23 protein-coding genes and 3 pseudogenes are annotated in these 26,078 nt (G+C 46.6%); 9 read left to right on the plus strand and 17 right to left on the minus strand.

Features of this window, described 5'->3' with window-relative positions; translation table 11 throughout:
- Positions 1-5 precede the first annotated feature (5 nt).
- The 4 genes from JNUCC31_RS07555 (at position 6) to JNUCC31_RS07570 (ending at position 3,797) form a co-directional block, all read left to right on the plus strand.
- On the plus strand, positions 6-1,097 hold the full coding sequence (locus tag JNUCC31_RS07555; protein ID WP_192270170.1) for a glycosyltransferase: 1,092 nt from the start codon (positions 6-8) through the stop codon (positions 1,095-1,097).
- Positions 1,097-2,065: a C40 family peptidase gene (locus JNUCC31_RS07560; RefSeq protein WP_192270172.1), complete on the plus strand. Its 969-nt coding sequence runs from the start codon at positions 1,097-1,099 to the stop codon at positions 2,063-2,065. The genes JNUCC31_RS07555 and JNUCC31_RS07560 overlap by 1 nt, the downstream gene beginning before the upstream one ends.
- A 399-nt stretch (positions 2,066-2,464) precedes the next feature.
- A complete protein-coding gene (locus JNUCC31_RS07565; protein ID WP_228469568.1) occupies positions 2,465-2,875 on the plus strand; it encodes a glycosyltransferase family protein in 411 nt (136 codons plus the stop codon).
- A 244-nt stretch (positions 2,876-3,119) separates the two neighbouring features.
- Positions 3,120-3,797: a M14 family metallopeptidase gene (locus JNUCC31_RS07570; RefSeq protein WP_192270176.1), complete on the plus strand. Its 678-nt coding sequence runs from the start codon at positions 3,120-3,122 to the stop codon at positions 3,795-3,797.
- A 651-nt stretch (positions 3,798-4,448) separates the two neighbouring features.
- Here the strand turns inward: JNUCC31_RS07570 and JNUCC31_RS07575 are convergent.
- The 9 genes from JNUCC31_RS07575 to JNUCC31_RS07610 form a co-directional block, all read right to left on the minus strand.
- Entirely contained in the window at positions 4,449-4,913 is a 465-nt protein-coding gene (locus JNUCC31_RS07575) for a TVP38/TMEM64 family protein (protein WP_228469569.1), read from the minus strand.
- Between the two features lie 168 nt (positions 4,914-5,081).
- On the minus strand, positions 5,082-5,621 hold the full coding sequence (locus tag JNUCC31_RS07580) for a glycosyltransferase (RefSeq protein ID WP_228469695.1): 540 nt from the start codon (positions 5,619-5,621) through the stop codon (positions 5,082-5,084).
- Between the two features lie 58 nt (positions 5,622-5,679).
- Complete coding sequence (locus JNUCC31_RS07585; RefSeq protein WP_192270182.1) at positions 5,680-6,033, minus strand: hypothetical protein; 354 nt, start codon at positions 6,031-6,033, stop codon at positions 5,680-5,682.
- Positions 6,034-6,121: 88 nt separating this feature from the next.
- Positions 6,122-6,292 (minus strand): hypothetical protein, encoded by a 171-nt coding sequence (locus JNUCC31_RS07590; RefSeq protein WP_192270184.1) that lies wholly within the window; start codon positions 6,290-6,292, stop codon positions 6,122-6,124.
- Positions 6,293-6,334: 42 nt separating this feature from the next.
- A complete protein-coding gene (locus JNUCC31_RS33180) occupies positions 6,335-6,577 on the minus strand; it encodes a hypothetical protein (protein ID WP_228469570.1) in 243 nt (80 codons plus the stop codon).
- A gap of 33 nt (positions 6,578-6,610) precedes the next feature.
- A complete protein-coding gene (locus JNUCC31_RS07595) occupies positions 6,611-7,234 on the minus strand; it encodes an undecaprenyl-diphosphatase (protein WP_192270186.1) in 624 nt (207 codons plus the stop codon).
- Positions 7,235-7,347: 113 nt separating this feature from the next.
- Entirely contained in the window at positions 7,348-8,751 is a 1,404-nt protein-coding gene (locus tag JNUCC31_RS07600) for a HAMP domain-containing sensor histidine kinase (protein ID WP_192270188.1), read from the minus strand.
- Positions 8,748-9,425, minus strand: coding sequence for a response regulator transcription factor (locus JNUCC31_RS07605; protein ID WP_192270190.1), 678 nt, complete (start codon positions 9,423-9,425; stop codon positions 8,748-8,750). The genes JNUCC31_RS07600 and JNUCC31_RS07605 overlap by 4 nt, the downstream gene beginning before the upstream one ends.
- 311 nt (positions 9,426-9,736) lie before the next feature.
- Positions 9,737-10,504, minus strand: coding sequence for a C40 family peptidase (locus JNUCC31_RS07610; protein ID WP_192270192.1), 768 nt, complete (start codon positions 10,502-10,504; stop codon positions 9,737-9,739).
- A 390-nt stretch (positions 10,505-10,894) separates the two neighbouring features.
- On the opposite strand from JNUCC31_RS07610, the pseudogene JNUCC31_RS07615 reads away from it, so the two are divergent.
- The 3 genes and pseudogenes from JNUCC31_RS07615 to JNUCC31_RS33190 form a co-directional block, all read left to right on the plus strand.
- Positions 10,895-11,227, plus strand: a pseudogene (locus JNUCC31_RS07615) (hypothetical protein); the annotation flags it as partial.
- 181 nt (positions 11,228-11,408) lie between these two features.
- A pseudogene (locus JNUCC31_RS33185) lies at positions 11,409-12,170 on the plus strand (COG4705 family protein); the annotation flags it as partial.
- Between the two features lie 661 nt (positions 12,171-12,831).
- Entirely contained in the window at positions 12,832-13,032 is a 201-nt protein-coding gene (locus tag JNUCC31_RS33190) for a hypothetical protein (protein WP_323374390.1), read from the plus strand.
- A gap of 59 nt (positions 13,033-13,091) precedes the next feature.
- Here JNUCC31_RS33190 and JNUCC31_RS33195 read toward each other — a convergent pair.
- The 3 genes and pseudogenes from JNUCC31_RS33195 to JNUCC31_RS07635 all read right to left on the minus strand — a co-directional run.
- A pseudogene (locus JNUCC31_RS33195) lies at positions 13,092-13,264 on the minus strand (AAA family ATPase); the annotation flags it as partial.
- A gap of 68 nt (positions 13,265-13,332) precedes the next feature.
- The gene (locus JNUCC31_RS07630) at positions 13,333-14,640 is read right to left on the minus strand and encodes a replication-associated recombination protein A (RefSeq protein WP_192270196.1); all 1,308 of its coding nucleotides are present in this window, start codon (positions 14,638-14,640) and stop codon (positions 13,333-13,335) included.
- A gap of 53 nt (positions 14,641-14,693) precedes the next feature.
- Positions 14,694-15,572 carry a LysR family transcriptional regulator gene (locus JNUCC31_RS07635; protein WP_192270198.1) on the minus strand — a complete coding sequence of 293 codons (879 nt, stop codon included), beginning with the start codon at positions 15,570-15,572 and terminating at the stop codon, positions 14,694-14,696.
- A gap of 164 nt (positions 15,573-15,736) precedes the next feature.
- On the opposite strand from JNUCC31_RS07635, the gene JNUCC31_RS07640 reads away from it, so the two are divergent.
- Positions 15,737-16,477 (plus strand): SDR family NAD(P)-dependent oxidoreductase, encoded by a 741-nt coding sequence (locus JNUCC31_RS07640; protein ID WP_192272849.1) that lies wholly within the window; start codon positions 15,737-15,739, stop codon positions 16,475-16,477.
- A 31-nt stretch (positions 16,478-16,508) separates the two neighbouring features.
- Entirely contained in the window at positions 16,509-17,414 is a 906-nt protein-coding gene (locus JNUCC31_RS07645) for a DMT family transporter (protein ID WP_192270200.1), read from the plus strand.
- Between the two features lie 99 nt (positions 17,415-17,513).
- Here the strand turns inward: JNUCC31_RS07645 and JNUCC31_RS07650 are convergent, their stop codons facing one another.
- The 5 genes from JNUCC31_RS07650 to aspS form a co-directional block, all read right to left on the minus strand.
- Complete coding sequence (locus JNUCC31_RS07650; protein WP_192270202.1) at positions 17,514-19,700, minus strand: HelD family protein; 2,187 nt, start codon at positions 19,698-19,700, stop codon at positions 17,514-17,516.
- Positions 19,701-19,876: 176 nt separating this feature from the next.
- Positions 19,877-21,670 carry an ABC transporter ATP-binding protein gene (locus JNUCC31_RS07655; protein ID WP_192270204.1) on the minus strand — a complete coding sequence of 598 codons (1,794 nt, stop codon included), beginning with the start codon at positions 21,668-21,670 and terminating at the stop codon, positions 19,877-19,879.
- Between the two features lie 71 nt (positions 21,671-21,741).
- Entirely contained in the window at positions 21,742-23,040 is a 1,299-nt protein-coding gene (locus tag JNUCC31_RS07660) for an NCS2 family permease (RefSeq protein WP_192270206.1), read from the minus strand.
- Between the two features lie 473 nt (positions 23,041-23,513).
- Positions 23,514-24,272 (minus strand): tRNA threonylcarbamoyladenosine dehydratase, encoded by a 759-nt coding sequence (locus JNUCC31_RS07665; RefSeq protein ID WP_192270208.1) that lies wholly within the window; start codon positions 24,270-24,272, stop codon positions 23,514-23,516.
- An 18-nt stretch (positions 24,273-24,290) separates the two neighbouring features.
- Positions 24,291-26,069: an aspartate--tRNA ligase gene (gene aspS / locus JNUCC31_RS07670; RefSeq protein WP_192270210.1), complete on the minus strand. Its 1,779-nt coding sequence runs from the start codon at positions 26,067-26,069 to the stop codon at positions 24,291-24,293.
- Positions 26,070-26,078: the final 9 nt, after the last annotated feature.

A 26,078-nucleotide genomic window follows, 5' to 3' on the forward strand; every position in this document is an offset into this window, starting at 1 on the left:
GAGAAATGAAAGTTTTAATGCTGGTATCGCGGTTGAATATTGGAGGAACCGAAAAATATATTCTTTCTCTCTCGCAAAGTTTGTTAACACATGGGGTTCAAGTCGGTGTTGCAACTGATGGAGGACCAATCGCAAACTCATTTCAAAAAGCTGGGATTAAGCTTCATAATGTGTCAATTGAAAAAAAACTAAAACGAATATCCTTATTGTCTTCGATCGTGGCCAAAGAAAAGTATAACCTGATCCACGCCCATGATTCCAAGGCATTTGCTCAGGCAGTAGCCTTATCTCAACAATGTAAAATCCCTTTAATTGTTACTATACATGGCACTTATCATCGTCGGGCTGCCCTATTATCGGCAGCAAGAAGTTCCAAACGCCTGATTGCGGTTTCACCAAAACTGACCAAATGGTTGGTGAATCATAACATTCCTACGGACAAGATCCAGATGATTCCTAATGGAATTGACATCGCAACGTTCCGTCCTGCGGCGAATAAAAACCATTGGAGAAAGGCGCTCCATTTACCGCAAACCGCCCAAATTCTTGTATACGCTGGAAGATTCTCGTCTGATAAATATCCCATAGCCAGAAAAGTAGTCTTGGCAGCAGAACAAATCGCTAAATACAACCGTCAGTTTTTAGCCGTTCTAGTTGGTCCTGGGCCTCATCGTTCAAATCTAATTCATTTTGCGGCTAAAGCCAATCGTCGTCTTGGTCGAACAGCAATCATTATTCGACCACCGATGTCTAATATCCAACATGCCTATTATGTTTCGGATGTTGTTGTAGGAACGGGACGCGTGGCACTTGAAGCAATGGCATGCGCAAAACCGGTCCTTGCTGCCGGCGTTGCAGGGTACTGCGGTATTGTACAGCAGAAAAATATAAATAAGATAATTCAATGTCATTTCGGCGACCACGACGCTTTTGCGCCGATCACACCCGAAAAACTTACGTCTGACATTAACAGCCTATTAAGAAATCCAAAAAAAGCCCGTGCTTTAGGAAAATTAGGCGTTACAACAGTAAAACAGAGATTTTCTTTAGAAACCATTAGTTCTCGAATAATTCAAATATACAAGGGGGACAACTGATGACAACTACAAATTTAATCGTAACCCTCACTTTATTTCAAAAAGATTTTTTCACACGAAAAAAAAGAGTGTTTACCAACATCAGCTTAATCACAAGAAATACATTAAACTATTTGCCGCTAAAAGATGTAATGGAAATATTGGAGTATGATATTTTAAAAAACAGCACAAACAGCATGTTGATTACAGACGGCTCGGAGCTCGTGACAATTCCCAAAAACGGTGCGCTCGCAAAAAGAGAAGGTGTCTCCTTTCAAATTGATCCTCTAATCATGATAAACAAGGAGCGTTTCATTAGTCTCCGTTCTGTAAACCGGCTTTTGAACGTCGATTTTTTGGTTAACAGGAAAGCTAAGCGTGTATCCATACGGCAACCCGGTCGCTTCATCATCACGATAAAAGGCGACACCGTTAAAAAACTATCCAAATTGCTGAATACTTCGGTAAAAAAGCTTCTCTCTGTCAATAAAAATTTAAAGGAACCGATTCCTCCCGGAATAAAAGTAACGATCCCAACGATTGATTTCGATGCAGTCCCCCAAGTAAAATCATCCGAAAAAGCGAAAATAAAACAAGAACCGGAAAAGGCTCCCGCAATTATTGCACTAGGTAGAAGCCTGATGAGGACTCGTTACCAGTTCGGTGCCGGGCCATATCCCAGAAGCAAAAGATTGGACTGTTCTTCTTTTACCCAATATATATTTGGAAAAAATGGAGTTGGATTGCCCAGAACTTCTAGCTCACAAGCTCGATATGGTCGAAGGATTACCCAAAAAGAAATAGAAGCAGGGGATTTAATCTTTTTCAGAAGAGATCGCTATTCCGATAATCGGATTGGTCATGTTGGCGTCGATATTGGAAATGGCAACATGATCAATACCTACCAATCCCCTCCCGGTGTCACCATTACGAAATGGAGAAGACCGTATTGGCTGAAACGATATGTAACCGCTCGCGAGATATTATAGAGCAAAGCAGAGCTTGTTTCGAGGCTCTGCTTTGGAATGGCATTTAGATTTGTTGGTTTGCAGATTCCGCGCGGATGGATTCTCTCCCGTGAGTTTAAGTTTTTTTCACTGGAGTGACTTTATTTAATTGAGGTTGATTAGCAACAGGCTGATTCGACAACGCAGGGACTTGTCCGTTACCTGAAATGTCGAGGCGCGCAGTAACAAAGGTCCTCACCCTATGTACACACCCGATTTAAGATCGTTTTCAGTGCAGTTTTTGAAAATTTACGGGTATCCTGAATATGGGGGCGAACATCATCGTTACCAAGGAGCACTTCAAACCTGCGAAGTTCCTTTTGTAACATAGCCATTTTCTCCCTTCATTCACCTGATTCAAGTGGATAATCGCCTCATTATATGGCTGCCATTAAAAAAGCTCGACCGAATACCAAAGTAACCCTCTTCCTACATTCGCTTACATTCGTTCCTAAAGCTCAGGGTGTACAGAATAGCTTGAAACATGCTGATATTATTATTGCAAACAGTAGTTCATTAAAGAGCAAACTAACCGATCGCTTCCCAACTCAGGCACACAAAATCCGTACAGTTGAACTTGGGGTAGACGTTAATAGGTTTAGACCGCCAAGTGAATCTGAGTGTAAAATCCTTCGGGCTAAGTATGCCATTGGTAAAACATTTGCTATTCTGTTTGTAGGGCGGGTTATTCCGCGCAAGGGAGTTCCAGTTTTGCTGAAGGCAACCCATCTTGCCGATCAACAAGTCCCGTTCACCATATTATTGCTGGGAAGGGAAAAGACTCCCATATGAAGAAACTTCGCGAGCAAGCATCGAAACTTGGCATTTCCGTGTCTTGGATAGGGAAAAACAAAGAGCTTGTTCGTTCATTGGGCGATCACGCACGAACAAATGTTCTTAGTCGGTTTACCTGGCGCCAAACAGCGCCAAACAAAGACAGTTAATCGAAATCTTAATTTGCCGCTCGGTTTAAACTCCTGCCTGTACAAATTCTATCAACTCAACATAGTATATGGCAACGGAGGTGGTTCAAAGTATGCTAACTGAAAAACGCAAGCTTGCCAAAGGCACACCGTATGAAACATGGCTTCATCTGTTTCATGGCGAACTGCCTGGTCCAAATGTTATGATTGTGGCCGGCATCCATGGTAAGGAGGTCGGTAGTATTCGTGCAGCCCAAGAGCTGGTCAAGCAGTTGAGAAATCAGGAGCTAACCATTAGACGTGGGATTTTGATTGTAGTCCCCATTGCGAACCAGCCTGCCTTCAAAAAAAGAGTGCGCGGAAATCCAGATCTTAATCGTACGTTCCCGCACGGATCAGACCGAAGGGCAACTCATGAGATGTCCCGCGCATTGTTCGAAATCATGCAAAACTACAATCCGGACTGGTATCTAGATCTCCATGAAGCGAATGGCTTATCATCAAAAAGCAAGAACGTGCTCGGCCAAACATTAATCACGAACCCAGGTAACGCTGCAGTTCCCACTGTCCAGAAGATCATCAAACAAATAAACTCGACCTCCATCCGGCCCTCCCATCATTTTCACATCCGCTTACACAAACTTAAAGGTTCTTCCCGTACTGCAGCAGCCGAACATATTCATGCAAGATCTGTAACAGTCGAAACATGCTGGAGCCTTAAAATGAATACAAGGATTGAATACCAAACGCTAGTGATCCGACACTTCCTTAGGGAAGCAGGTCTACTGTAGAAATAGAAAGGAATGCTTTGGTTTTGAATTCCTTTATTCCGCCTAATGTACTAAGTAAAGCTCGAATAAATAATGCTATGATTCAGCACCTATCAAAGTCTCCAACATAAAATGTTGTAGTCCATTCTTGAGCTCCTTCGTGACCGCCGGTGACTCCTTTTGACCGTGACGGATCGCATAGGCTGCCGCTGCCTAAATAAAGTGGCGATTTAAAAAGTTTGGCAACCCCCCAACTTCAACGGTGCCGAGGGACCCTGACGGTATACAGCTTCTCGGCCTTTTTGCTGCCGTCCGTTTTTGTCTGCGTCCATCAGCATACTTACTTCCAACTCCTAAAATACATACCGCTTTAACTCACTTGAACGGCTTCATGGTAGCCGTCCCCTAAACTTTCCCTCAAAACCAATCCACGCTTCTAAAATGTGCTGTTCAGGCGTCAAATGATAGCAGTATACAAGGATCAAGCTCATGCTCCCCTATCAAACAGGATGATCAGAGCTGAAAAAACCAACCCCCGGCTGGATTAGTTGTAGGGTAGTTTTTTTTGAATTCATACGCTAATCTGTCATCATGAATCCCAATAATCTGCATTCACGGCCAATAATATGAGATTAGAGTACCGTTCTTTTGTCCCTTCACTCCTTGTGTCTACTACTCAGCCGTCACCCTGTTATCATGAAGCTTGCGGGATGTCCGCTTCTTTAGATACCAGGACAATCCGGCGAGGATGGTAAAGAGCATGCAACCGATGATAGCCCAGAACAGCGCCCCTTTCCGAAAGCCTCCGTACATTACGCTCATGGCTACGGTATGCGGGAGCACACAGAGTGCCGTTGTCAGCACGTAACCGAGTATTTTTACCTTTAGCAACCCTGCGGCGTAATTGACAGCATGATACGGGATGAAGGGGACAAACAGAAGACCTTTAACCTCGTTGGTTCCCAGCCAATCCTTCATTTTGACTAGATACGATTCAACCCGCGTCCCTGTAAAATATGAAGAGAACGATCGAGTAAGCCAATAACCCAAGGTGGCTCCGATGATACCCGCTCCCCAATAAGACCCATAGATTTCCAGCACCATAACAGCGGTGATTTCCCTTGGCAGCGGTAGCATGTTGAGCAGGGTTTGAAACAGCAGCCCAGCGACGAAACCAAGGATACGATATTGGCGTATCAGAGCGATGATTCGCTATTCGCTCAGCATCCCCTGTTCGAAGCAAATGAATAATGTAGATTACCAAGCCTATCAGCAGCAAAAATCCGAACCATTTCAACGAGTTTTTCATGTTTTATAGACGGCCGACAGCTCGTAACCCGAACTTGGATCTTGACGATACTGCAGCGTCGACAAGATATCCTTTACGATCAGCTCGCCAGCTGCTCCTTGGTAGAATCCAGCCATTTTCCCTTGGATCCGGGCGGACAACACCAGTGCCTCAATAAATAGCTGAAGCTGTTCCGCGAGCTGACGGACGTTGGATGAAATCTGGGCAATGCCGTTATTCTTAAAGTACAGGGCGTTTTCCCTCTCCTGGCCTCCAAAGGGGCTCAAAATAAAGATCGGAAGTTTCAGGATGACGGCTTCGGATAAAGTAATCCCCCCGGCTTTCGTCACGATACAGGAGGACGCAGCCATCAGATCTTGGATGTCTTTTACGTATCCAAGGATATTGACCTGTGGATGTTCGGGATACAGCGATTTCAATTTGTCAAAGGTATGCTGCTTACGCCCACATACGACCGTGATTTCGTAAGATTGCTGGCCAAGCAGCAGATATATATGCTCGGTGGGCTGTTGGAAAGCCGTAAATGTGCCTGCCATAATCAAGATCTGTTTACCCTCGGATCCTTCATAGGTAAGAATCGGAGCTACTCCTGTATTATAGAATTGGGGGCGTACAGGAATGCCAGTGACGCTGACCTCGTCTCCAGCATCTTCGTCTGACGAATCCGTTCAGGCATCGGTTCACCGGGCCGGATGGATTGGAATCTCTGGTCATGTAATAGCTCAAGCCATAATAATCGAAGCCCAGATGGGACGAGAACGGGCTCATTTGGTACACCTTCGAAAAAAAGGAATTTAACATAGGATGAGCTTCCTTCATAAGGTCAATGATTTGCACCTGATTGACCTGCAGCATATAAAAATAATGCAATAATGCCGAGGAAACCTGCTGATGGCCGTCTCCAAATCCGGCTGTCAAAATCAAAATTTTTGGGTGACGGGGAGGCATGCTTGTTCCCTCCTATGGACACAACAAATTAGCATTGCAGTTTATTTTTATAGCCAGATCCGGCCAGGATCTTTGCCAAGACTCGACCTTAATTTTGCTGACATGAAATATCCTTGCCGGGAACGACCAGAATATGTCCCAAAATAAACCTCTGCTCTTCCTCGGAAAGGCCGGAACGTTGAATCAGTTGACGAATTTTTGTTTCCAAATCATGCATAGACTCCAAAAACAGATTCATATCCTGTAGCTGGTCATACATGTTTATCACTCCCCATCGATAATTTCGCTGTTGAATTTTCATTTATGGCTGTTTCCACAGATTCCGGATCGGCTCGCTGGCTGAGGCTCGGCCAAAATACGATAGGCCGTACAGGTCTTCCAGTGTCCGAAAAACATTTAAATGGGAGACTTTTTGACTCAATGAGGCTTGACGAACATGATCCCCCACGATGATGGTCGGAATATGATTCCGGCTGCTGTAATCATCTTTGTCCCAGGTTAGAATCCTGTTGTGGGACTTTGCCCATTCGATATAGTGATCCATGTTCTCTTAAAGCGGTAACTTACGCATTGACGTTCACTTCCCTAATTGAATTTGTTCTTCCTTGGTCACGTTCCGGGGCAATATCTTCGATTCGTATTTTTCATACCACCCGAGACCTGCTTTAAACGAACGGGAAATGAACGAGAAGCGCTCCGTAAGGCGGTGCACCCCTGCTGCAACTATGATACCGATCAGCGCCCCACCCAATACGTCGAACGGATAATGTACACCTGTCCATACTCTGGAGAAAGCAATAGCAGCAGACAAGAGCAGCCAGATGATTCCTTCTTTTCGGCGATATATAACGAAAGATGCGGCAATGGCAAAAGCTCCGATGGAGTGATCGCTTGGAAACGACGCGTTGGCCGGATGCGGTATCAACTGCAGCACCGTATGGGCTACAAAAGGTCGATCCCGGTAAAATAGATGGCCGATCACCCAGCTGATCCCAAGCCCGATGAAAACGGAAACGACAGACTCAGCTACCATTTTTCGATTGCTTTCCTTACGACTAAACCAATAGACCAATAGACCCACAAAAAATAAATAGAAAGCATATTCCGCCAAAAAACGCATAATAGCATTCAAGGAGGGAGCAGCTTTCCCCCACGCATTAATGAAATGAAAAAGCTCATAATCGATTTGACCGATACTCATTTCTCATACTCCTTCGTCTTATTCTGATCTGTTAATGATAACGATCGATGAAAATAAGCTTAACGAAAGATAATGAAAATTTAATGAGAATTAGCCTTTCGATTACATCATTATTATGGTACCGTCGGGAAAGACAAGATTACGCAGGTTCCTTCGTCTTCTACGCTGATGAGAGAAATTTCGCCCTGATAGTGCTGAATGAGATTTTTGGCGATCGCCAGACCCAGACCCGTTCCTCCAATTTCTCTGCTGCGGGCCCGGTCTACACGGTAAAATCGGTCGAAAACATGCTGGATTTCAGCCGTCGGTATGCCGATTCCATGATCCTGAATGGATATGCGCAACTGTTTTTTTTCTTCATAGCTGCGAATGTCGATTTCTTTATGATCCCCTGAATACTTGACCGCATTTTCAATGACGATAAACAGCATTTGTTCGAGGTGAAGTGGATTGATCTTCACCATTTTGCCGCTCTTCTCCCCTTTCATACGGAAAGTGAATTCCGGATACAGATCTTTCATCCTACGAAGAGTTTTGGTCAGAAACGGTTCAATCCGAATTTGTTCAATATGATTGGTCAAAGTCGAGGACTCCGCCCGCGACAGCGCCAGGAGCCCTTGAACGAGCCCTTTCAGTCTTCGGACTTCCTGAAGCGACGCCTCCAGCGACTCCTCCAGGACAGCCTGATCTCTTTTTCCCCACCTGTCCAGCAAGTTCAAGTGGCCTTCCAGAATGGTGATGGGCGTGCGCAGTTCATGCGAAGCATCGTCCACGAACTGCTTTTGCTGGCGGAAGGACACTTCCAGTTGGTCCATCAGCTCATTGAACAGGCTCGCCAGCTGCGATAGCTCATCCCCGTTTTCGATATTTGCGACGCGTTCCTGAAGCCCGTTTCGCTTCACATTTTGAATGGTGATGGCAAGCGCCTTAACCGGCCGTAAAAACTGCTTGGCGATCGCCCAGCCGCTGGTAGCGCTAATGCATACGGCCAAAAAGCCCCCGATGACCATGACCCACAGCAGCGTATCGTTAAAATGGTCGAAGGTCTCGAGATTCGTTGCAATTTCAATCGTTCCAGCTTCGTTGTTGATCATAAGAGGAGCCCGGTATACGAGAATATGGTCCTCCTCATGCCATACATCCTGCAAGGAGTTAATCGTGCTCGGAAGCGGTTGGACCCAAAGTGGATTAAAATGGTCCGCAGCCAGCAGCAGCTCCATCCCATTTTTATCAATTAGGCGAATCATTTGATTTTTTCCTAGAACATTTCGCATAAAGGAGTTTGTTTCCGGTGAATGCAGCAATTCCCCGTTAGCCGGCTGATCCTCCAAATAACCATGGACCTGTGACATCATGACATGAAGCGCGTCCCGCTCTTGGTTCAGCATCCAGTACTTCAATACCAGGTACTGGGCAAAGTTGTACGTGGCGAACAGCAGAAAAATGAGCATCGTTGCGCCGATCGTCAGCTTCCATATAACAGGCAGCCGTTTGAGCCAATCCGTTATCCGTTTCATGGCCGCATCACGTATCCCATTCCGCGCACGGTCTGGATGACGCTTTCTTCTCCGGGAACATCCAGCTTATTCCGCAAATACCGGATGTACACATCGACCACATTCGTTTCTACCAACGAATCGTAGCCCCATACCAAGTCGAGCAGCATATCTCTCGTTTGGACAAGGTTTGGATGCTTCATAAATATGGCCAACAGGTCGAATTCACGCTTGGTCAGTTCAACAGGGTTACCGCCACGGGTAACAACTCTGGCATCCAGGTCCACAATGATGTCCCTGAATGTCAGTATTACCCGATTCTGCTGATCCCGCAGCTCGATCCTGCGGAAAATCGCGCGCATGCGGGCAAGAAGCTCCTCGATGTCAAATGGCTTGGCGATATAATCATCTGCACCGCTGTCGAGGCCTTGCACCCGGTCCTCCAGTCCATCTCTGGCCGTGAGCATGATCACAGGAGTGCTTTTCACATTCCGGAGCCTGCGGCATACCTCTACCCCATCCAAATGTGGCAGCATAATATCCAGCAGGATCAGATCCCATTCCTCCTTCAAGGCTAGTTGAAGTCCGCTGGTTCCATCATGGGCAGCACGTACAAAGAATTGCTCATGCTCAAGTTCCAGCTGGATAAAACGCACAAGGCTTTTTTCGTCTTCTATAATAAGTATCCGTTTCATTGATATCTCCTCCAGGTTACAGCTGCAATGACAAGTATATTCAAATATCATGAGAAATCGATAAGAAGATAGGTGCTGACTCTGATCATCTCTACTAGTTTGGTCATACCCTGAAATTGTAAACAAATGATAATCCTTTATCACATTTTCTGTATAAGAATAACGTCTATTGACGTACATTCTAAGAAGCCAGACCGCATTTAGTGGTAGTTTTTCTTACGATATAAGAAAGCCCCAGACTCCGAAGCTTATACTTTCTTATATCTTCAAAAAGGCAGAGTCTCGCTTGAGACCCTGCCTTGTAAGTTCTTCTAGTGTTCCCCTTGTTGATCCTCTCCATCTGCACTTCCGGAATTTCTCCACTGATGTTTGGAGGAATGCTTCTGTATATTTGTCGGCTTTTGCAAGGAATCGCTTTGGTCCGATACCGAAGGCGCAGCTGCGGAATTGTCGGCAGAATTCTGCCCATTGGAATCTTGGCTGCTTGGATCCTTTCCGTTATTGCTCTGTTCAGCAGCTTGACTTTTTGGTGTCTGCCCGCCGGAAGCCTGTCCATTGTCGGAAATGACGCGACGAGCGGTTACAAAGGTGCGATCCCAGGTACTGCCGGAAAAATTGGACACCGTCACGCCAATACCGACTCTGTAGGTATGCAGGACCTGACCGTTCCCCATATAAATGCCGACATGATTGATGACGCCGTCGTGATTCGTATCGGAGAAAACCAAGTCTCCCTGCTGCAACTGATCCTTGGACACCTGCGTACCTACCTGCGATTGCTGTCTTGATGAGCGGGGCAGATCGAAGCCGTTTTGCTTGAAGACATACTGCGTGAATGAGGAACAATCGAATTCGTCCGTTCTTCCGGAAGGTGCTCCAAACTGGTAGCGAACGCCTAAAAATTGTTTCCCTGTCGAGATGACCCGATCCGCCACGGAGCTACCGGAAACGGAAGCCGCGTGAACCGGATGGGTCGGCAGCATCATGCTTCCGGAAAAAGCAATGGAGAGACACAAGCCGATCCCGGTTAAAGTTTTGCCGATCCGGCTCTTTCTGATGATGTTCGTGTTGTTATCCATAAAGCCCTCCCTACAATTCGTTTTGGATGGAGTGAAATTCATGCGTGATTAGCACTTCACCCTTCCCCACCAGTTATAGGTGACAGAAATTAAAATATGATGAGAAATGCCAATACCCCATGGATGCAATTTTATCCAACGCTTACTGAGTAGTTTCGGTTGGGATGGGTCACTTTCACAGAAAGTTCTCATTTTCAGCTGTTACGCTAATGGACAAAACCGAATCAACATGGACAGTATGAGCAGCTGATGCCGGTGGTTTCTATGACGATAAAGGAGGATGGGCAAATGGAACAGTAGACGCATAATCAGGAGGGCTTGATCCAGCCGCCCATGAGCCCGGGAAGACGGATGTTAAACAAAGTCCCGCAAGTCACCATCTTTTTTTGAATCATTAAAATCTTGGCAACGACCGTTGGGGAGACGGCAGCGGACCTGCTGAACCAAAACCTCAATCTTCGCCTGACCGTAACGACGCTGCTGATGACGGTGCTTTTGATCGGGGCTCTTCTACAGTTCAAGGCAGACAAATATGTGCCGTGGATCTATTGGCTGTCAGTCGTATTCATCAGCGTTGTTGGTACTATAATCACCGATAATCTGACCGATAACCTCGGAATTCCGCCAGAAACGAGCACCATAGTGTTAGCCATCCTGCTGACTGCGGTTTTCGTGGTTAGGTACGCAAGCGAGAAGACACTGTCGATCCATTCGATTACTACTGCTTTACAATGACTACTTTTCAGATCGGTAAATGATAAGCAAAGAAAATCAGAAGTCACCATATTTTTTGGAATCCTCAAGATTATGGCAACCAGTGTGGGAGAAACAACGCAGACTTCCTTATTAGTGAATGAAATATAATAAAGTTGTGGGAAACCACTATAAAGAAAGGAAATTATATATGCAAGAAAACCAAAATAAAATGATAATTTTACTTAACAAAGTGCCCCAAGTGACGATTTTCTTTTGGATCATCAAAATTTTATGTACCACTGTTGGTGAAACATTTGCTGACTTCATCAATTTCAACATTGGACTTGGTTTAACTCTTACTACCATTATTATGGGAGTTGCGTTTTTTATTGCATTGTTTTTTCAATTTAAAGCAAACAAGTATGTTCCAGCCATTTACTGGGTAACCGTTGTTCTTATAAGTGTATTTGGAACACTGGTAACGGATAATTTGACAGATAATATGAGCGTACCACTTGAGGTTAGTACAGCTGTTTTCTCGGTGCTACTAGGACTGACTTTTCTATTTTGGTATCTTAGTGAAAAAACACTATCGATCCACTCGATTTTCACTAAAAAAAGAGAAGTTTTCTACTGGCTTACGATCCTTTTCACCTTTGCACTTGGAACTGCAGTCGGCGATTTATATTCAGAACAACTTGGTTTTGGTTATCTTAACACAGGAATAGGCGTTGTTATTATTATTGCTCTTGTGTTCTTAGCTTATAAATTTTTGAAACTTGACGGGGTATTAGCTTTCTGGATTGCATATATTTTAACTCGTCCGCTTGGAGCGTCACTTGGAGATTACCTATCTCAACCAAAAGTAAATGGCGGATTAGGACTCGGGACAACCGTTACGAATGTCATCTTTCTTATCGCTATTTTAGCGATCATCGTTTTCCTTGCCGTTTCAAAAATTGATACAAATGCTAAAAGTGATAAAGCGGAAACAAACCAAAGTAATGCAAATAAGAAACATGTGCTAACACAAACGATTGTTGTACTCGTAATTTTCTTAGTTGTTGGTATAGGCGGTTATAACTGGCGCAGTAATTATATTGCATCACAAGATGCTGCTGAGCAAGCTACGTTAGGAGGTGAATTAAACGATTTTGTTAAAATTGAAAATGATATGCTAAACGCTGTAAATAAAAACGACTTTGCTCCAGCAAAAAAAGGCGCTGATAATTTGGAACATCAATGGGATACACAAGAACCTAAGCTTCGAAAAATTGATAGCACTACATGGACGAAAATTGATGGAACAATTGATGTTGTATTAGCAGCAGTTCGTTCATCGAATCCTGATGTAAACAAGTGTAAAACAGCACTTAACAATTCACTTAGTACCATAAACGCAGCAAATAAATAATAATCTTAGGAATTGCCAACCGCGATTCCTTTTAAAATGGAACTTTTATTAAACTAAACTCCGTTAAGAATATTCCTTCACAATATCGATAAATTAACATACTTCATTTGCTAAAATATAAAAAAATGCGTTTTGATAAAAGGGTTATGGTTCAACTGACTCCCAAGGAGTTTGGGAGTCAACTGTCCTAATAGGACGAGTAGCCCATCCAGAAAAGATTGTGACTAATTATCACAGTAGCGGTAAGCCAATGGATGTTAAACGCCTGATCGGTGCACATCTCTCATCAAGTGAAATGGAGAAAGTTATGGATAATTTAGATAAACTGGGTGTAGCTACAGCAAGACATTTTTTTTACTATTCAGCGTTTAACCCTTTCCCAAGATCGTTTGAACCTTTACTAGATTATTTTTGCTAAGTTCCATAATTTCTCCATAAAGTTCGCCATAAACCTTCTCTTTTCCCCTGGATTTTGGTCCCTTTGCGGACGTCTCCCCAAGCCCTGTCCAAAGCTGTATAGGCCGTGTTTGACTTAGGAGTTACACCAAAGGGACAGAGAGTGATATACGGGCTTCTGGGAGGCCCAAACGCTCTGCCGATTCGATTGCACTAAATGTAATGTTACCTACGTTCGGATCGGCATAATGTACCCAAAATTCCACCGATTCCAATGTAGAATATTTCTTTCATCGTTCAAGCATCTCCCGGGTCATCGATCTTACATCTCTCTGCGACGTTGTTGGTTTAGACGAATCTTGGATTCATTGCCTTGTTCAGTAGCTTCATAGAACACGCGGCGTGAGAGCTGTTTCGGTAAATATTCCTGTTTCACATAATGGCCCGGATAATTGTGCGGGTACTGGTAGCCTTCATGTCCCAGCTTCACTGCACCGGAATAATGGGTATCCCGCAGATGAAGAGGTACCTCAGCCGACTTCACCTCATCAATAGCATTCATCGCTTTGGAGATCGCGGTGTATACCGCATTAGACTTCGGACTTTCAACAGCAAACAGGATCGCCTGGGCAATGTTCAGCTTGGCTTCAGGCCAGCCATTATTCCGATAAGCATCCAGCGCCCCAATGGCCTGCGTCATCGCTTGCGGATTCGCAAGTCCAATATCTTCACTGCTTGCTGCAATCAGACGACGTATAAACGTCATCGGGTCCATACCCAACTTTTCCACCGCATACAAAAACCAGAACAGTGCTGCATCACTGGAACCCCGGATGCTCTTGTGAAATGCCGACAGTACATCATACTGCGTCGATTCATCTGCTCTCACAATGGGACGACGAATAGACTCTTCGGCTACATCAAGCGTAATATGGATCGAGCCGTCCTTCTCTGGCGGTGTGGTCAGTGCGGCAAGTTCCAATGCGTTCAGTGCACGCCGAATATCACCATTCGCCATTGTTGCAATATGCTCCAGTGCTTCGTCGTCTGCCTTCAGGTCCATGAATCCCAAACCTTTATCTGTATCCGCCAGTGCCCGGCGCATTGCAATCAGGGAATGCTCTTTGTTCAAAGACTCCAGCTGAAACAGCGTGGAACGGCTCATCAAGGCCCCGTTTACATAATGAAAGGGATTCTCTGTCGTAGCGCCGATAAAAATAATCGTGCCCTTCTCTACTGCAGGCAGTAGTGCATCCTGACGTGAACTATTAAAGCGGTGCACCTCATCGAGGAACAAAATGGTTTTCGTTCCGTACAACTGCTTGTTGGTCTGCGCCTGCTCGATGACTTCACGTACATCTTTAACGGAAGCATCCACCGCATTCAGACGGACGAACTGTCCCTGGGTATGCTGGGAAATAATATGTGCCAATGTCGTCTTGCCGCACCCCGGAGGACCATAAAGCAAGATGGAAGAAATCTGATCCGCTTCAATGGCGCGCCGAAGCAATTTTCCCGGTCCTATAATGTGCTCTTGCCCAATATATTCATCAAGCCGCTCTGGCCGCATACGGTCAGCGAGCAGTCTTGCTTGAGGTTCTGAATCCTGCTGAAACGAAAATAAGTCCATTGCTCATCACTTCCTTAACGGATTGCCTCACTCTTTCCTTACCAAATTCCTGACTAATCTCTACTCTCTATCATATCATACTCCCGTGGAAGCATATCCATAAATGCACCAAGTGCACTGCTGACAAAGGCATCCTTACGAGTAATAAAACGAGTCATCATGCGATTCATGCCTACTGGGAGTGTGTGCTTTCGCAGCAATCCATTTTCAATCTGATGCCGAATGACGATCTCAGGTAACAGCGAAATTCCCATGCCAGACGAGACCCCGCTAATAATTGCTTCGAGGGTTCCAAATTCCATAATGACCGGACGGTTTACCCCGCTCACCGATAACCAATCCTCCAAAATTTGACGATAGGAACACCCCATGCTGTAAACAAGAACAGGTTTACTTGTAAGTTCTTCATCCATTAGCCCCAAACCGGAGGAGACAACAAAGAGTTCCTCGTCAAATACGGGAGTAGAGGAAATGTCGGGATGATCGCATGAACAGCCGATGAACGCCCCTTCCAATTCATACCCAATCACCTGATCCATAAGCAATTGGGAATTCCCCGTGGTCAACGATAAGGAGACAGCTGGATGCTGTTTATAGTATTTTGCAAAAAGCTCAGGTAACCGAACCGCTGCAGCGGTCTGCGTGGAACCGATCCGTAGTGGGCCAGCAGGCTCAATTGTAGAGCTCAGCGCTTTTCCAGCCTCATCGAGCAGACCAACAATTTTATCCGCATACGTCAGCAGCATCTCACCTGCTGGAGATAAAGTCATACCGCGATTATGACGGATAAACAACAGTGTCCCTACTTCGGATTCCAGATGTCTTATCCTTGCTGTGACATTGGACTGCACGTAACCGAGGCGCTCAGCAGCTCGGGTCAGATTTCCTTCTTGTGCGACACATTGGAATATCCTTAAATCTCCGCTCTCCATTGTGAACCTCCCGGCTATGACTTTATTCAGTCAGACATCATTCAAAATGATACCTGAATCATTAACAATCATTATACAGTATAGCTGCTTCGAGCTACAATCGGGGTAGATCAGAACACAGCAGCTCGCTATCCGCTGAGTTCACTTAAGGAGTGTTAATAATGATGAACTGGACAAACACCGTAGCTTTGGTAACTGGAGGCGGTACGGGAATAGGTCGAGCTACCAGTATACTATTGGCTAATCGCGGAGCCACCGTGGCCGTTAATTACTCTCGTTCCCAGTATGAGGCCGAAGAGACGGTACAACATATTCTGGATGTCGGAGGTCAGGCTTTTGCCATTCGGGCCAATGTGGGTTCGGATGTCGAGGTTCGCGGAATGGTGGCCTCTATCATTGAAAAAGTCGGACCTGTGACCGCACTCGTAAATAACGCCAGCATCACACATCATATCCCAATGAAGGATCTGGAATCCGTAACGGATGAGATATGGGATGAACTGTATGACGTCAATGTCAAAGGCATGTTTTACTGCGCACGAGCTGTATCGAAGGGAATGCAGCAGACAGGCCAAGGCGCAATCGTTAACCTTGGCAGTATAGCTGGCAGCACAGGATCAGGCTCCTCCCTTCCTTACGCCGTTTCCAAAGCGGCTGTACACGGTTTAACCAAATCTTTAGCACATGCGCTATCTCCTGATATTCGGGTTAACGCCATCATTCCAGGTGCAGTCGCTACCCGTTGGTGGGCAGGAAAAGAAGAACAGATGAATCGTCTGGGCGGTGAATTATTGTTGCAGAGAATAGCGGCAAGCGAAGACATTGCACATATGATATGCGCTGCGCTGGAACAACCATCCATGACCGGACAACTGATTACAGTTGATAGCGGTCAAACGTTATGAGCATGCCGAGAATACAAAGGGAGGAAGCCTGATGAAGCCCCTAAGATATACAATCCTGATCATCATAACCACTCTCATTATGGGAACCTCGTTTCCCGTAGGAAAAATCGGTATGATGTATGCTCCTCCCTTTTTATTAATGGGACTTCGCTATATACTGGCAGGAGCGTTACTTGCTTGGATCATTAGAAAACGTCCTATGCCTGCGGGGTGGAAACAGTGGATGCAAATTGCTGTAATCGGTTTGTTTCAATCGGCGGGAGTAATGGGTTGTGCCTACTACAGCATGAACTGGATCAGTTCGGGAGAGTCCGCCATTATCACATTTACCAATCCCTTGCTTGTCATCATCCTGAGTGCTGCTCTATACGGAGTATCCTACCACTTTAGCCAGTGGATCGGTGTAATTCTCGGATTTGTCGGGGTGGTGTTGACCTTTGGATTCCATATGAGTTTAAGTCTTGGAACGTGGATTGGGTTTGGCGGCGCTGTATCTTTTGCTGTATCCACGTTGCTCATTAAACGCTGGGGAGCAGCTCATGATACGTTTGTTCTTACCGCATATCAGATGTTCGCCGGAGGCGTCGTACTGCTTGTACTGAGTCTCTTTACAGAGCAACCTCATTTTATCGTAAATACAACTTCCATCGTTGTCTTGGTATGGCTGACGATTTTCTGTTCCATCATTCAGTTTACGCTCTGGTTTTACTTGCTGCAAAACACAGATCCGGCCAAAACCAGTTCCTTTCTTTTTCTGGCGCCGCTCTTTGGACTGCTGTCTAGCTTCTTCTTGTTGGGCGAGCATGTCGGCTGGATGGTGGGTGCAGGCGGGGTCATGATCTGTCTGGGCATTTTCCTGGTTAACCGCCATCCCGCTAGGCATAAGTCAGTTCTGGATAAACCGGTGTTAACGAACACCTGCAAGTTAACTCAGTAGTCAGAGATCGTATAACAAATGTTAAAACGTACAAAAAAGCATGGTGCCTTAACAGCGCCATGCTCTTTCCATATGAATACGATGTTCAACAATCAGGTTTCACTCTGCCTCGCTGTCAGGCCAACCCTGAATGGCAACAGACTCGCCTTCCGAGTTGTGAGTCGCAGCAGCATAGTCAGGCAATGGGCCGTCGTGGAATAACCACAGTTCGTGCAAAGCCCGGGTACAGCCAACGTATAACAGTTTCGCATCACCCGCATTAGGCAGATAGTGCTTCTCATCGCCATCGGCCACGATAACTGCATCAAACTCCAACCCTTTCGACAAATAGACAGGTAAAACGGAGTGTCCGCCGGTGTACTGTTTTTTGCCGCCGTCAATCAAGTTCAGGTCCCAGCCTGCTGTTTGGAGTTCATGATGAAGCTCCTTTGCCTCATGCAGGGTACGGGTCAGAATCGAGACAGTGCGGTAGTCTTTGACCGTTAGCAGCTTCAATGCACGCTCAAGGCTTGCGGTTCGCCCTTCTTCCCCATAGGACAACGTCCGTACAGGGTCACCACTCCGAAATACAGGAATCGCCGTGATGCCGCTCTTGACGCCCCGCTCCAAAATGGTATTTGCATAATCTATAATTTCCATCGTCGAGCGATAACTGCGGGTCAAGGCAAAGTATGCATTCTGTTCCTCAGGAAACAGGGAACTCATTTCTTCCCACGTATGAACACCACGGTACTCATGAATGCCTTGAGACAAATCACCCAATATGGTAAAGGAATGCCCTTTGACGAAGTGATCCAATAACGCCACATGAAAAGGAGAAAAGTCCTGCGCTTCATCAATGACGACGTGATCGAATCGCTCTGAACCTTCAATATCATGCACCAGTGTATGGATGTATACCAATGCAGGCAAATCCTCTTCACGGATGATATCCTGCTTCAAATCTGCTGCCGTTTGCTTCATCACCAATTTGGGAATAAGCGCGCTGAGCGAGGCAGGTACCGAACCGCCTTTAACAACCTTGAACAGCTGTTTATACAGCGTAAGCGGTTCATATTGAGGCCATTTTTTGGCGTAGGCTTTCTCACGGGTTGCCGCTTTCTTTTTACGTTCTTTGCGAACGGCTTCCGGGGAAGGTTTCTTGAGCTCCATCTCAATCCAGCGGTGAATACGCGCCATGACCCGCTCTTTTCGCTTTGCCAGCGGATAATGTTTGTATTCTTCCCCAAACCAGTTCTCGATCTCGGCTTTGCTGAGCACTGCGCCATCCCATGGACTGAAGTCCATATCGGGTACGGAATCCTCTTCCATCCCGGACAGCCACTCCCGAATCAGTTCCATGAAGCGGATCGAGCCTTTGTAACGCCCTGGCACATCATCATTGAGCTCAGGACGTGCATCCGGCGTTTCAAACCAGGTGTTCAATGTCTCCGACGTGTCTGCCAAAGGTAGGTCCAGCCCCAGCAGGTTCATCGCCCAATCCGGGAATGTACGCTGCTGAATGTCCCCTACACCGAGCTCCGGGAGTACATCTGATATGTAATCCAGGAACATATGGTTGGGTGCGAAAATAACCATTTTCTCCGCAGATACCTGCTCCTTGTACTGATACAGCAAGAAGGCAAGGCGATGCAGTGCGACGGTTGTTTTACCCGAACCGGCCACACCCTGAATGATCAATGCGGTGTTTCTCGCCGCACGAATGATCTGATCCTGCTCCGCCTGAATGGTGGATACGATATCACGGAGCTTGTTGTCCTTGTTCTCTCCCAATCGATACACGAGGAATTCATCCGATACAGCTGGCTGGTCACTGTCGCGATTGTACGTATCCGCCACACGTTCCAATATACGCTGCCGAATAACAACGTTTCGTTTCAGATAAACCAGGCCCTCAATGAGTCCCTCAGGGGCTTCATACGTTGCGGAGGCTTCCCCTCCGGTAAATGAGTAAAACAGGCTTGCGACAGGAGCGCGCCAATCGATGACGAGCGGATGCTCTCCCACCTCTTCGCGGTCTACGCCGATTTTGCCAATATACAGCGGTTTCCGTGCACCACTGCCCTGTTCTTCGAAATCCAAGCGTCCGAAATAGGGTTGCTGCGCGCTCTTGGACAAGGCGGTGCGGCGCTCTTCGCGTCCAGCCTCCAGCACTTGTTCTGTGAAGTCGTGGCCCGTGTACACCGGCATTTTCTGCAAGCGTTCCAGCTGACGATCCACTTCCTCCATCGTTCGCTCTAACCTGTACTCTTCTTCTTGATAGGCACTTTGAAAGCTGTCTGACATGTTTCAGTTACCTCCTAAGAATATGTTTGCTCTGCATAGTCAATCACTGACGACACAAAAGGATACCCACTATATCATATTGATGTACAAAAAGCTACAGTAACCCGGTTAGCAAAATGAAAGAAACCGCTGTTCCTGTCCTGCAAAGAACAGAGGAACAACGGTCACTATCTAAATCATACCGGCTCCAAATCCGACTTTCCATCCTGTGCCACAAACTGTTTCTGGGCCAGTTCACGGTATACCGGATGTGTACTGATCAACTCCGCATGTGTTCCGGTTCCCGTCACATGGCCCTGTTCCAGAACAACAATCTGGTCAGAATCGACGACGGTGGACAATCGGTGTGCAATAACAACCGTCGTTCGTCCTTCCATCAGATTGGACAGAGCTTGCTGTACTTCATGTTCGGAAGTGCTGTCCAGACTGGATGTCGCTTCATCCAGCATCAGAATATCCGGGCTGCGCAGCAGTGCACGAGCAATAGCGATCCGTTGGCGTTGACCACCGGAGAGCTTGATCCCGCGTTCTCCGACTTCCGTATCGTAGCCCTGAGGCAATTTATCAATAAAAGCTGAGGAATACGCCATGTCTGCCGCCTGTCTAATTTCGTCCATACTTGCCTCACGACCCAGCCCGTATGTCATGTTTTCCTTGATGGTCCCAGCCATCAGAGGGCTTTCCTGTGATACATATCCAATCTTGCTGCGCCAGGAGGACAACGAATAATCCGTGATGGCTTGTCCACCATACGATATACTACCTGAACCAGGAAGATAGAATTGTTCCAACAAGGAGAACAACGTTGATTTCCCGCTACCGCTTGGCCCGACAATAGCCGTCACTTTACGGGCCGGAACAGTCAGATTAATCCCATGCAGTACCTCTTCCCCTGTCACGTAAGAGAAGTGCAGGTTGTTAAATGTAATCGTCTCATTGCCCTTTGGAGCAATGGTTGTACTATGACGAGGTTCTTCTTCATGTGCCAGTATAGATTGTATGCGTTCTGTGGCACCGACAACCTTTTGCAGGCGCGAATACAGTGTCGTAAATTGCCCCATTGGCATAATGACCTGGAACAACAACAGAATGAAGGCAACCAGTTCCCCCGGAGACAGCAATCCAGAAGCCACCCGCATGCCGCCAACCCCCAGAATAACAACCAGTACTGCCGTCATGACAAACGTAAAGAGCGGACCGATCAACGCCAAAATCCGAGCTTCCTGTAGTCCAAAAGCAAACATCTTCCCAATACGGGAATCGCCTGCTTCCGCCTCCTGTTTCTCTGTACCATACGCTTTCACCAAACGAATCTCGCCAATGACTTGGCTGAGCACCGAAGTAAGACCAGCCATTTCGTCCTGCTGCTTTTTGGAGATTTTGTACATTTTACGTCCAACAGGTAACAGAATCAGCAGCGTGAGCGGAACCAGACTCAGGATAATAAGTGACATGACCCAATCCAGATAGAAAAGCAATGCTACCCCGCCCACAACCGCAACGATGTTGGATACAAAAGAAACAAGATAATCCGCAATTAACGTCATAATCTGACTCGTATCATTTGTAATTCGACTCATCGTATCACCCGTACGATTCCGGTCGAAATATGGCATCGGTAGGGATAACACCTTGTTCCACAGCTTTGTTCGCAGTGTCGCAACCACCCGTTGACCTGCATAGTTCAACATATAGATGCTGATGCCTGAAGCGATGGCCTGAATAACAAATGCACCCAGCAGCAGGAAAATAACAGACTTGTTCAGCGCGGACATCGTAAGCCCATCAATCAGGCCCTTGGTCATCAATGGCACAATCAGTCCGGCTGTCGTCTGAATGAGTGTCAGGATCAACGCTACGATCAGAATAAGCTTCGGTGGATTTGTGGCAGCAATCAGCTTCACAAAATCCTTGAATCCTTTTTTTCCTACTTTCGGTTCAGCCTGTCCCGCTTGTTGTTGCTCTTCCATTCTCGTTCCCCCGTTCTACCCTTGTTCACCAGAGATCATACGGTATGAGTTTACATAACATTCCCTATCTTTTACAATATCCCGTGCAGCACAAAATTGGCCAAAAACAGAATGGCAATGCCGTACATGACTTTAGGCACCTGCTTACCCTGACCCGCCGCCAGCTTCGCCAGCGGATACGCGATGAATCCAAATGCCATACCGTCCACGATGCTATATGTAAATGGAATCATGACCATAATCAGAAAAGCTGGGAAAGCCTCCGTAAAATCACTAAAATCCATATCCTTCACACTTTGTACCATCAAGCCGCCAATTATGATCAAAATGGGAGCAATCGCGCTGTCTGGAATGTAACCGAGCAGCGGGATAAAGAAGAATGTTGCCCCGAAAAGCACAGCTGTAACGAGCGGAGTCAAACCCGTGCGACCGCCAGCCGCAATCCCGGCTGTAGTCTCGGCTGCGGCAACTGGAGGACTACTCCCGAATACACCTGCCAGCACAGTACTAATCGATAGTGCGCGCAAGCTCCCCTTGAACCTCTGTGGACGGCCAATCAAATGCGTCTGAGCCGTAATCAATCCGATATTTTCAAATACAACAATGAGCAGCAACAGGAATACTGCGATCCAGAACGCCAAATCGGCCAGCTTTACCAAAGACAGCTCCCCAAACAAGCTGCCATATTGACGCAATGCTTCTATAGCTGACACGGATTCACCGGGATTCACGGCACCGAGTACATATGCAAGGCCTGTCCCTGCGAGAATGCTGATCAAGAGTCCGCCCTGTACATTACGTATAAATAAAACCAAGGCGATCACAAGAGTAACACAGGCGGTGATCACTCCAGGATCATTAAAATGTCCGATAGCCACAAATGTGGTCTGATGTGCGATGACGATTCCGCTTTTTTGCAAACCGATGAACGTCAGGAACAGACCAATCCCCACCGTAATACCATGCTGCAGGTTTTTCGGAATGGCCTCACTAATCATTTTATATAGTGATGTAAATGCAACTATCGCAAACAGCACACCGGTGACGGATACAACCGCCAAGGCTTCCTGCCAGCTCAATTTCATCGAATGTACGAGTGTGTATGTGAAAAACGCATTAATCCCCATTCCAGGTACAACGATAATTGGCGATTTTCCACCAAATGCCATCAGCAAACAACCAGCAATAGACGTCAGCAGTGTACCCACCATCGCCGCCTGCAGCGGCATTCCGGCATCAGCCAGAATGGTTGCATTGACCATCACGATATACACCACGGCAAAATAGGAGATGGCTCCCGCCACAACTTCCTTCTTCCACTGGTCTCCCGGCTCCATGCCAAGACGCCTGGTCATCCATCCTTGTTTCATTCGTTCTGTTCCCCTCTCTCTATATAAGCCGAATAGATGTATTTACACTCTACCACTGCGCGGACAGAACAACCTTCCGATCGCTGTTATCCCCAGATTTTTAGATTTATGTTTTTAAAGTTAAATCCGGTGATAAGCATATGCTTCCGATGCAGCTTTCTTTCAGAAAGCTTTTAGGCGAACGCTTCGCTTCTCCAGGTTTTTTCTGTCCTCTTCGTTCTTGTGTAAATCTTATATTCATCTTATATAGCTGCGATTTCTCTATGTAGTTATCATCATTTCGCGCAGCACCACATATCATACACGGTTTTGGGATTGAAGTACATCACGTAACCCTGACATTTGTTAAGGTTTTGAGTCTCTTTTTAATACGGCTTTGATTTGCCCTTTTCTCCCTCTATCCACATGTGTTGACCATGCCAAAAAAAGCGCAGGCACCTTGTCGGTACCTACGCTTTTCCATTCACAGCAGATTACTGCTGCTTGTTCTCTGCAATTTCGATCAGTTCCTTGACAGCCACACTGACCATGATCAGTCCGGCTACCGGAGGAACAAAGGCGTTACTCGCTGGTGGCTGTTTGGCCTTGCGAATTTCCGGCGCATTCTCAGGAACAATTTTCTGCGTTACATCTGCGCGCGGTTTCAGCGGTTCTTCGGTGGAGAAGACCACTTTCACCCCTTTTTTGATGCCATCTTTGCGCAATTTTGTACGAACAACACGGGCAATCGGGTCCATGGTTGTTTTTGAAATGTCCGCTACCTGGAATTTCGTCGGGTCCATTTTGTTTGCCGCACCCATGCTGGAGATGACCGGAATCTTCCGCTTCAGGCATTCCTTGATAAGATGGATTTTGTATATGATCGTGTCGGACGCATCCAGCACATAATCCAGCTCATACTTGAACAATTCCTCATATGTCTCTTCGGTGTAAAACATATTCAGTGCAATCGCATCGCACTCCGGATTGATCAGCTTCACCCGCTCCACCATCAAATCTGCTTTTTTCTGACCAACGGTCGTTGTCAAAGCATGAATCTGACGATTGATGTTGGTGATGTCCACCACGTCTTTATCAATGAGAATGATACGGCCAACGCCACTGCGTGCGAGTGCTTCCACGGCAATACCGCCCACACCGCCGATGCCGAGCACAGCGACTGTACTATTTTTCAAGGCGTTCAGACCTTCAGGTCCGATAGCCAGTTCTGTTCTTGAAAATTGATGGAGCATTGAGAGTCGATGCCTCCTTTATTTCTTTTCCGCCACCGGTTTGCGGGCTACGCGGATGTGAAGTTGTTCCAATTGGGAGTTATCCACTTCAGATGGTGCATTCATGAGCAGATCCGTTGCACTTGCCGTTTTCGGGAAGGCAATCGTTTCACGCAGATTCGTGCGACCTGCCAGCAGCATCACCAGACGGTCGAGACCAAAAGCGATTCCGCCGTGTGGTGGCGTTCCGTATTCAAATGCTTCAAGCAGGTATCCAAATTTCTCGTTGGCTACTTCCGGGGAGAGTCCCAGTGCAGCGAACATTTTTTCCTGAACATCACGTTTGTAAATACGCATCGAACCGCCGCCTACTTCATAACCATTCAGAACAAGGTCATACGCTTGAGCGCGGATCGCACCCGGATCTGTGTCGAACAGATGCACATCTTCGTCTTTTGGACGAGTGAACGGATGGTGTTCTGCCACATAACGTTTCGCATCTTCATCGTATCCGAGCAGCGGGAAGTCTACGACCCATGCAAATTTGAATTTGCTGTCATCGATCAAGCCCAGTTGACGACCGATTTTCAAACGAAGTGCTCCCAGTACATCAGCAACCACTTTTTTAGTGTCAGCAGAGAAGAGCAGCAAGTCGCCTTCTTCAGCGCCCGTACGTTCTTTGACGGCTTCGATCTCTTCCGGCGTAAAGAACTTCACGATTGGTCCTTTGAACTCGCCATCTTTGACTTGAATCCATGCCAATCCTTTTGCACCGTACCGTGCTGCGAATGGTCCGAGGTCATCGATTTCTTTACGGCTCCATGTACCACAGCCTTTGGCGTTTAGCACTTTCACTTCTCCACCTTTTTCGATGACAGAAGCAAATACTTTTACACCGCTGTTCGCTACGATATCGTTCATTTCGACCAGTTCCATGCCAAAACGCAGATCTGGTTTGTCTGAACCGTATTTACCCATGGCATCTGCATACGTAATCCGTTGGAAAGGTAGTTCCAGCTCAATGCCTTTCGTTTCACGAAGCAATTTGGCCATCAGCTCTTCCATCATTGGCAGCAGGTCATCCTGTTGAAGGAAGGAAGTCTCGATGTCGACTTGGGTGAATTCCGGTTGACGGTCTGCACGCAAATCTTCATCACGGAAACAACGTGCGATCTGATAGTAACGCTCAAGTCCGCCGACCATCAGCAATTGTTTGTAAATTTGTGGGGATTGCGGCAGGGCGAAAAATTCACCTTCATGCACACGGCTTGGTACGAGATAGTCACGCGCACCTTCCGGGGAGCTCTTAGTCAGGATCGGTGTTTCCACTTCAACGAATTCTTCTCCATCCAGATAATCACGGAACACTTTGGATGCTTTGGAACGAAGCTTCAATGTTTCGAACATTTCCGGACGACGCAGGTCCAGGTAACGATATTTCAAACGAAGACTCTCGTCAACTTCCACACCATCTTCGATAAAGAATGGAGGTGTTTTGGCCGCGTTCAGCACTTCGATCTCGGTAATTTGAACTTCAATTTCGCCTGTAGGCAGGTTTTTGTTGACCGTTTCGGCATCCCGTTTAACCACTTTACCCGATACGGCGATAACATATTCACTACGCACTCTGTCAGCGATTTGCAATGCTTCGCCAGAGTAAGCTGGGTTGAAAACAACTTGTACAATACCACTGCGATCACGCAGATCGATAAACAGTACGCCCCCCAGGTCACGGCGGGTCTGTACCCAGCCGTTCAATGTTACGGTTTCACCGATGTGTGCGGTTGTTAATGCGCCGCAATGATGACTTCTTTTCATAACCAAACT

It is taken from the genome of Paenibacillus sp. JNUCC-31 (assembly GCF_014844075.1).
Lineage (GTDB): Bacteria > Bacillota > Bacilli > Paenibacillales > Paenibacillaceae > Paenibacillus.

Excerpts from the sequence above, each read along its gene's own strand:
- JNUCC31_RS33180 (WP_228469570.1), bottom strand. The coding sequence starts at position 6,577 with ATGGATCACTATATCGAATGGGCAAAGTCCCACAACAGGATTCTAACC.
- JNUCC31_RS07650 (WP_192270202.1), bottom strand. The coding sequence starts at position 19,700 with ATGTCAGACAGCTTTCAAAGTGCCTATCAAGAAGAAGAGTACAGGTTA.
- JNUCC31_RS07585 (WP_192270182.1), bottom strand. The coding sequence starts at position 6,033 with ATGCCTCCCCGTCACCCAAAAATTTTGATTTTGACAGCCGGATTTGGA.
- JNUCC31_RS07595 (WP_192270186.1), bottom strand. The coding sequence starts at position 7,234 with ATGAGTATCGGTCAAATCGATTATGAGCTTTTTCATTTCATTAATGCG.
- JNUCC31_RS07560 (WP_192270172.1), top strand. The coding sequence starts at position 1,097 with ATGACAACTACAAATTTAATCGTAACCCTCACTTTATTTCAAAAAGAT.
- JNUCC31_RS07605 (WP_192270190.1), bottom strand. The coding sequence starts at position 9,425 with ATGAAACGGATACTTATTATAGAAGACGAAAAAAGCCTTGTGCGTTTT.
- JNUCC31_RS07580 (WP_228469695.1), bottom strand. The coding sequence starts at position 5,621 with ATGGCAGGCACATTTACGGCTTTCCAACAGCCCACCGAGCATATATAT.
- JNUCC31_RS07575 (WP_228469569.1), bottom strand. The coding sequence starts at position 4,913 with ATGCTACCGCTGCCAAGGGAAATCACCGCTGTTATGGTGCTGGAAATC.
- JNUCC31_RS07555 (WP_192270170.1), top strand. The coding sequence starts at position 6 with ATGAAAGTTTTAATGCTGGTATCGCGGTTGAATATTGGAGGAACCGAA.
- JNUCC31_RS07600 (WP_192270188.1), bottom strand. The coding sequence starts at position 8,751 with ATGAAACGGATAACGGATTGGCTCAAACGGCTGCCTGTTATATGGAAG.
- JNUCC31_RS07635 (WP_192270198.1), bottom strand. The coding sequence starts at position 15,572 with ATGGAGAGCGGAGATTTAAGGATATTCCAATGTGTCGCACAAGAAGGA.
- JNUCC31_RS07660 (WP_192270206.1), bottom strand. The coding sequence starts at position 23,040 with ATGAAACAAGGATGGATGACCAGGCGTCTTGGCATGGAGCCGGGAGAC.
- JNUCC31_RS07570 (WP_192270176.1), top strand. The coding sequence starts at position 3,120 with ATGCTAACTGAAAAACGCAAGCTTGCCAAAGGCACACCGTATGAAACA.
- aspS (WP_192270210.1), bottom strand. The coding sequence starts at position 26,069 with ATGAAAAGAAGTCATCATTGCGGCGCATTAACAACCGCACACATCGGT.
- JNUCC31_RS07565 (WP_228469568.1), top strand. The coding sequence starts at position 2,465 with ATGGCTGCCATTAAAAAAGCTCGACCGAATACCAAAGTAACCCTCTTC.
- JNUCC31_RS07640 (WP_192272849.1), top strand. The coding sequence starts at position 15,737 with ATGAACTGGACAAACACCGTAGCTTTGGTAACTGGAGGCGGTACGGGA.
- JNUCC31_RS07665 (WP_192270208.1), bottom strand. The coding sequence starts at position 24,272 with ATGCTCCATCAATTTTCAAGAACAGAACTGGCTATCGGACCTGAAGGT.
- JNUCC31_RS07610 (WP_192270192.1), bottom strand. The coding sequence starts at position 10,504 with ATGGATAACAACACGAACATCATCAGAAAGAGCCGGATCGGCAAAACT.
- JNUCC31_RS07645 (WP_192270200.1), top strand. The coding sequence starts at position 16,509 with ATGAAGCCCCTAAGATATACAATCCTGATCATCATAACCACTCTCATT.
- JNUCC31_RS07655 (WP_192270204.1), bottom strand. The coding sequence starts at position 21,670 with ATGGAAGAGCAACAACAAGCGGGACAGGCTGAACCGAAAGTAGGAAAA.
- JNUCC31_RS07630 (WP_192270196.1), bottom strand. The coding sequence starts at position 14,640 with ATGGACTTATTTTCGTTTCAGCAGGATTCAGAACCTCAAGCAAGACTG.
- JNUCC31_RS07590 (WP_192270184.1), bottom strand. The coding sequence starts at position 6,292 with ATGTATGACCAGCTACAGGATATGAATCTGTTTTTGGAGTCTATGCAT.